Source organism: Pseudomonas cuatrocienegasensis, from assembly GCF_900110925.1.
Classification (GTDB): domain Bacteria; phylum Pseudomonadota; class Gammaproteobacteria; order Pseudomonadales; family Pseudomonadaceae; genus Aquipseudomonas; species Aquipseudomonas cuatrocienegasensis.
Map to the genome: position 1 here is coordinate 1 of NZ_FOFP01000040.1, position 6,539 is coordinate 6,539.

A 6,539-nucleotide genomic window follows, 5' to 3' on the forward strand; every position below is an offset into this window, starting at 1 on the left:
CGCAGGGTGCCTTGGTTAAGCAGCTCACCGCCGCTGATCAGGGTTACGTCGCGGCCCTGGATCAAGGCGCCGTTGGCGGCCAGGCGGCCTTCGGCCTGGGCCAGGTAGAGCACCGGCACCAGCACCTTCTCGCCGTTGACCTCGTGCTCTTCCAGCCAGACGATGTCGTGGGTCAGGGCCGCGACTTGTTCGGCGCTCAGGCTCAGGCCGAGGGCATCCTGCTGGCGAGGGCGTTGTCCATCAGGTAGCGGCAATGGCCGCATCAGTTCGCCCCTTGCCCTTCCCTACCCCCCAGCCTATCCTGCGCCGGTCACGGTCAATCCCGTGGCCGGGTTTGGCGACCCGAAAACGGGCGCGGTAGCGCCGATAGGTGTAGCAAAGGCGGCGAACGCTCTTTGTATGCATCCGTGCGCAAGCAGTTTTTCAACTGCGATGCTTTATGGCAGGCCGCGTGGGGAGACCCTCGGGTCTGTCGGTTCCCGTTAGCCGGCTCGCCAACCCTGCGCGGTCTGCCACCCATGTTTGGCGACATGGGCGGCAGCTCCTGAATCGACTAACGGAGCTCCACCATGCATAACGAAGCCTTTACCCCCCTCACATTTCACCGCTACAACCGTCCTCTGCGCGGCCTTATGATAGACAACCAGCCCTGGTTCGTCGCACGCGACATCGGCTTGTTGATGGGCCATCGTCATCCTGAACGCATCTGTCATTCGATGGACGACGACCAAATCGACAGCGTGCACATCGCCCATGCCGGCGGCGAGGAAAAGCTGAGCATCATCAGCGAATCCGGTATTTATCGTGCGCTGTGCCGCTTCACCCACCCAGAAAACCGCAACCTGCGCCGCTGGCTAACCCAGGACGTGCTCCCGACCCTGCGCGATGCGCAAAGCCCGGCCACCAGCTCACCGCGCCGCAGCCTGATGACGTGGGATGCGCGGCGAATCAGCCTTCTGGAATGGCAAGGCGAGTTGTGGATACCCTTGCAGGCCCTGCCCGCGTTCGCCCAAGGCCGCGCAACTGGTAAGGAGAACACGAGGGCCAACTTGCTGGCGCGCTGGTTGCGCTGAGGCTAGTCGGCGGGCGGGCCTGGGGCCGTTCGCCCTTGCACGGTAGACATTAAAGAAAGTGGGGGCGGGCCACGGTTTACTGGAAGTTAATCGTGGTCTGCCCCTAATACTTGATGTTTTTAAAGAGCGGGAGATTTTCGTGGTCTCTCTTCGAAAATCTAGAAACCAACCAGAACCAATGACACTGACCCCATTGATTGACCCCATTGATTCAAATCGAAGAAGGCTTCCGAGACGTCAAAAGTGAGCATTTAGGCTTTGGTTTAAACCTGCACCGCAGTCGCTGCGCCGAACGAATTGAAATCCTCTTGTTGATTGCCGCGCTGGCTAACTACTTAGTTTTTTTGCTGGGATTGAAGGCCCGCCTGGCAGGCTATGAACAGCGCTTTCAAAGCAACAGCATTGAGCGCAAGCGGGCCTTATCACTGTGGCGATTAGGTGTTGAATATTTGTATCGCTACGGCCAAGAAGAAGAGCCCGCCAGCCTCATCAATATCGAGCTTGCCCTGCGCCAAGAGGTGCATCAACAGGCCCAAGATCTTGGGTAGATTTGAGGGGAAGCCTCAGGGCCTGTCCCCTATTTTTTCTTTTCAGTCGCGCGCCCAACTCAAATCCATCTCCGACTCTAAAAAGAAACTGCAAATAGCTTTAGAAGCCTGATCTTCGCCAACAACAATACTTCGTGAAAAATCAGAGAACTGACCACCAGCACAAAGCTCTACTACGCCACCTACATCCCCACCTGAGTTTAATAAGGTTAAATTTTCATCACTTTGGGAGCTAAGAGTAATAACAAATCCAGCCCCGCCCCCTCCCACACACAGCTGCCACCCATCACTGCGCTCAATGCTCAAAAGCGTATGCTCGCGCCCATTTAATCTTCTCAGTGCTGCAAGAGCGTGCTCAACCTCATGACACTCTAGTTCAACATCACTACTTTTATTAGCAACTCTATAATCAATAAACAACTTCATTTATCCTCCTTAAGGCCGTATCACTACGACTCCATCTGGGCCAACAACTGAAAGCTCCCTAAGCCCTAGCTGACGCACCATCGACCTAATGCCACCATTTTGATCGCAGGCCCGACATGGCTGGCGATCAACGTATAAAGTTAAACTCTGCCCAACCACATTAATCCCTTGCTGTTTAATTTGAAACACCGACCCCATTGATTACTCCTTTAGTTCCTATATTCACTCCGACCCCTTTATTTTTTTTAGTTTTACATCAACAAAATCAGAACCTTCGCACCCCGATAGATATTTAGAAAAACCCAACAACAATATATTTATGTTATCGCCAAACCTATCAGGAACCAAGCTTTTAACATCTTCCAACTCACATCCCAAGCAAACCAGATCTACCACTTCAGAGTCAACTTCTTCCTCTCTAAGATACTTAACCATCCTAGGCAAAAAGAACCTGGCGAACTCATCTAAAGAAATATAACCATCCCTCAAGGAGACCAACAACCCAATGCAGTGTACCGCCACGAATTTAGATGCCTGAATACCCTGCAGGACCTCAAACGCAATCCTTCCCTCACTCATATTAGTTACTCCAGTTATCTTTCACTTTTACATCAAACACCTTGCCACTTTTACTCTGGAAATAATGGATGGAGACTTTATTTCCATTTGCATCATATCCATCCTTATAAATCTTTTGCCACTTTCCTGACTCAACATCCCGCAACGCAGATAGAACGTCTGGATTATTCACCGCATGCTTAGTAGTACCGCCTACGGACTCCTTGAAGCCGCTAGGGAATTTAGGTGCTTGGCGAATCGAGTCGTATACATTGTTAATACCCGAGTCGCTATACATATTCCCCGGATTCAGCTGATGTTCCGGATTTGTATAGCTCGCGCCTCCTTGCTGTCCGTCTAGCTGGTTACCTCCCGTATTGGGGGTTGAAATAATCCCACCCCCTTCAGCATAGCCTCCGCTTGCTGGATTCCGACCATCGAGGTCAACGACGGGGTTTACCAGTGTCCCGTATTTTGGGTCAAGCTCATGTATTGGAAACGTGGTTCCTACGACAAGCGTCCACAGCTCCGCAGATAAACGCAGTTGATCCTGAACGTTTGCAGTAACGTTCCCCGAGGCCTCCATCACCGCATTCACTGCCGTACCTAGGCCTTTCTGGACCTCCGGTGTTGCTGCCGCTCCGACCAAAAGGGCAGCGCCTAGCGCTTGATAAAGAGGTATCGCGAGAAGGGGCAACAGATTTTGCTGCGTATTATTCTGGTTACCTTGGAGTACGAATATAAGCTCCACAGCCCTCAACGCACTCTCAGGGTTGCGATCAGCAAGTTGAGCAATCGCAGCTGCCGTGGCTTGGCTCTGAGCCGTTTCAACTCCGCCAGTAATCATCCCCAGTAAAAAGTTAGCGGCCACAATCTTCTGATCTGAATCGCCTTTACTTAACTTCTCTAAAGCTTTGTTTGCCTGCCTTAACGCTTCAATTCCCTGTTGTTGAAGCTGTATCTCATCAAGGCTGCGACCTTCTGCAACACTTGAAGCGGCGGCAACCAGCTTACCAATGCTTGCTATGGTTTCCTCGCTGCTGTCGCCATAGTTCTTAGCATCATTCTTCCAGCTTTGTAGAGTCTCTATGGGAGACCCCACCGCCTCCACCGACGACTTGCTCACATACAAATCAGTGCGCTCTTCCTTGTCCTTGGTGATTTCATAGGCCTTGCTCACATCGCGGTTAAGCCCGGCGGTGGAGTCTTCTCCGGTTTCGGCATCGCTGCGTGCGACGATGTCCCCTGCACCCACGGTGGCACGGACGATTTGTTCGCGGTCCCTTTCGTAGTTGTAGCCTTCGATGCTCCAGCCATTTGCACCCTGCTCTCCCTTGCCCACCTGGCTGGCGTCCTGCGGGGTACCGCCGCCCAGGCCTAAGCTGCCGCCCACATTGAGGTAGTAGGCACGCTCTTTATCCTGACCGGCGATATCGCTGTAGCCCAGGGTGTCGGTATCGAGTTTCAGGTTGCCGGTGTCGGAGGCGATGAGCGCGCCGTCGATCTGGGTGTGGTTTTCCGTGCGGATATCCAACCGGTCTCTGGCCGTAATACTGGTCTGCTCTTGCACCCAGTTGGTATTGCCTGTGGTCTTACCGGCACCGATAGAGCCGCTAATACCGGTCATCGACACGGTGCCGCTCAGGTCGAATTCCTTGCCTTTTACGCTGCCGGTATCCGGCAGGGAGGACAGGCTCAGGTCGCCGCCTACCTGGCCGATGACTTCGTCACCGCGTAAGACGGCACCGGCGATGCGGGTGTCCTCGCCACTGCTGAAGCTCAGTCGATCACCGGCATACAGGTACGCCTCCTGCTGCCGCTGGCCCACACGCTCCAACTGCCCTTTACCCAGGTTGGCGCTAACGTAGGGGCCTACGCCTTGCGGACTGACGCTTAGCCCCACTTCGCCACCCGCGCTACGGCGCTCGCTTTCGCTGCGGCTGGCGTTCTGCACTGCCCGGATGTCGAGGTCATTGCCTGCTTTGAGGTCAATGTCCCGACCGGCCTGAGCTTGGCTGCCGATGAGGCTCAGGTCGTTGCTGGCCTGCATATTGATGTCGCGACCCGCCGCGAGCTGCGTGGCGGTGGAGGTACCCTGTGTGCCGTCTTCACTCGCCAGACCACGGCTGCCGCCGATACCGAGCTTGAGGCCACCGCTGGTGCCGCCCTGAATACCTGCCCAACTCTGGCTCTGTTCAGATTCCTGAGCCACATTGCCCCGAGCCACATCAAGGGTTACATCACGACCTTTGATGTTGATATCTCGACCGGCATCGAGCTGGCCGCCTTTCACGGTCACATCGTTGTTGGCCTGCAGGTTGAGGTCATTGCCCGCGCTGAAGCTCGATGAACGGTTGCTCTGCTCGCTGTACTGCTGGCTGCTGCTCTGCTTGGAGTTGCCCAGGCGCACATCGGCGGTAGGCCCGCTGAGGAATTGACTGATGGAGTCCACAGCTCTGAGCGTGCTGGACGCCTGACTGACGCCGTTATCGCCCTTGCCGGCGTTGCTTGCAGCCTCTTTGGTGTTGCCGAAGTTGTGGTTGACAGTAACGCCAAGGCCCTGGCGCTCCTCCGAGCGCTGTTGCTCAAGCAACTGTGCTTCACGGGCGGCATCAATCTTGATATCGCGCCCGGCCTGCAGGTTGATGTCGTTCAAGGCCAGCAGATCGGAGCCGGTCTGGTTGATATCGCGCCCGGCCGCGATATCCAGATCGCGGCCGGCGCTGAGCTGGCTGGCAGCGGCGGTTTCGCGTAGCTGGCGGTTCTTTTCCTGAATACGCTCGGCACCGACGAAAACGCTGACGCCGTTGTCATCGCCGGAAACACCGATACCGACCTGCTTGTTCTTTTCCCAGTCGCGTTGCGCACTGCTGTTCTCGGCCGCCACGACATTCACATCGCGCCCGGCGTCCAGGCTGAGGTTACGTCCGGCACTGATGCCACTGCCGATCACATTGATATCGCGCTCGGCTTGCAGGGCCGCATCGCGATCCGCCGTCACTTGGCTACCAACGCTGGTGCTGCTCTGGGCCTCCTTACCCGCTTCCTTGGCCGAGGCGATGGAAACGAAACCGCCCGACGCGGACAGACCGACTTTTTTCTTGTACTGCTCGGTCAGGCTGTAGGCCTTGTCGTTGGCCGACACCAGGTTGATATCGCCGGTATCGTTGACCAGCCCGGCGCGCAGTTCAAGATCGTTTCCGGCGCTGGTTTCGCTGGCACGCAGGCGGATATCGTTGCCAGCGGCGATCACCACGTCATTATCTGCATCGAGTTCGCTCGCGACCTAGCTGGCCGTGGTCTTGAGCTGACTCTTGCCGCTTTTGGACAGGCCAAGGAAACCGGACTTGGTTTTCTTGCTGTAGGAACCGTGCTCCTCGACACCCGAGAGCACGGCAACATCGCCAGTCGCGCCGACCAGCAGATCACCGCCGGCCTGGAGCTGGCTGCCGATGATGGTCACATCACGGCCGCCGTCGATGCTCATACCGCCGTCTGCGGGTTTGCTGGCGTTGAGGGTCAGGTCATTACCGGCTTCGACCACCGAGGCAATGTTGGTGCTGTCGTATTTTTCCTTCTGCTTGCTGCTGCTACGGCCAAACGAGCCTTTCTTTTTCTTGAAGTAGAAAGAAGCGCTCTCATCTTTGGCCGAGAGGATGTTGATGTCCTGCTCGGCATCCAGCGAGACGTTATTACCGGCTTTGACCTGGCTGGCCACCAGAGTCAGATCCTCATTGGCAGCAATCGAAATATCTCGTCCTGCCTGAACGGTGGTGGACTGCTGAACGACTTTATCGGTGCTGCGGGTGACCTTTTTACTTCTTGAATAGAAGTGATCTTCGTTCGCCGCCGAGGCCAGCAGTACGTCGCCACCGGCTTCCATCGCGAGGTCGCGGCGGGCGTCGAGTTGGCTGGCGATGGCGCTGAGGTCGCG

Annotated in this window: 4 protein-coding genes and 3 pseudogenes; 2 read left to right on the forward strand and 5 right to left on the reverse strand. The window is 56.0% G+C overall.

What is annotated here, in order from left to right; genetic code table 11:
• A pseudogene (locus BMW49_RS24235) lies at nucleotides 1–250 on the reverse strand (hypothetical protein); the annotation flags it as partial.
• A gap of 319 nt (nucleotides 251–569) precedes the next feature.
• On the opposite strand from BMW49_RS24235, the gene BMW49_RS24240 reads away from it, so the two are divergent.
• On the forward strand, nucleotides 570–1,073 hold the full coding sequence (locus BMW49_RS24240) for a BRO-N domain-containing protein (RefSeq protein ID WP_069522579.1): 504 nt from the start codon (nucleotides 570–572) through the stop codon (nucleotides 1,071–1,073).
• A gap of 212 nt (nucleotides 1,074–1,285) precedes the next feature.
• Nucleotides 1,286–1,621: pseudogene (locus BMW49_RS24245) on the forward strand (IS4 family transposase); the annotation flags it as partial.
• Nucleotides 1,622–1,663: 42 nt separating this feature from the next.
• Here the strand turns inward: BMW49_RS24245 and BMW49_RS24745 are convergent.
• The 4 genes and pseudogenes from BMW49_RS24745 to BMW49_RS24255 all read right to left on the reverse strand — a co-directional run.
• Nucleotides 1,664–2,047, reverse strand: a complete 384-nt coding sequence (locus BMW49_RS24745) for a hypothetical protein (protein ID WP_139133883.1) — start codon at nucleotides 2,045–2,047, stop codon at nucleotides 1,664–1,666.
• Nucleotides 2,048–2,056: 9 nt separating this feature from the next.
• Nucleotides 2,057–2,245 carry a deaminase gene (locus BMW49_RS25790; RefSeq protein WP_482822339.1) on the reverse strand — a complete coding sequence of 63 codons (189 nt, stop codon included), beginning with the start codon at nucleotides 2,243–2,245 and terminating at the stop codon, nucleotides 2,057–2,059.
• A 24-nt stretch (nucleotides 2,246–2,269) separates the two neighbouring features.
• Nucleotides 2,270–2,626 (reverse strand): DUF3969 family protein, encoded by a 357-nt coding sequence (locus tag BMW49_RS24250; RefSeq protein WP_069522583.1) that lies wholly within the window; start codon nucleotides 2,624–2,626, stop codon nucleotides 2,270–2,272.
• A gap of 1 nt (nucleotide 2,627) precedes the next feature.
• Nucleotides 2,628–6,539, reverse strand: a pseudogene (locus BMW49_RS24255) (hemagglutinin repeat-containing protein); the annotation flags it as partial.

Bases quoted from the DNA above. Each gene is read 5' to 3' on its own strand.
- BMW49_RS24250 (WP_069522583.1), bottom strand. From the start codon at position 2,626: ATGAGTGAGGGAAGGATTGCGTTTGAGGTCCTGCAGGGTATTCAGGCA.
- BMW49_RS25790 (WP_482822339.1), bottom strand. From the start codon at position 2,245: ATGGGGTCGGTGTTTCAAATTAAACAGCAAGGGATTAATGTGGTTGGG.
- BMW49_RS24240 (WP_069522579.1), top strand. From the start codon at position 570: ATGCATAACGAAGCCTTTACCCCCCTCACATTTCACCGCTACAACCGT.
- BMW49_RS24745 (WP_139133883.1), bottom strand. From the start codon at position 2,047: ATGAAGTTGTTTATTGATTATAGAGTTGCTAATAAAAGTAGTGATGTT.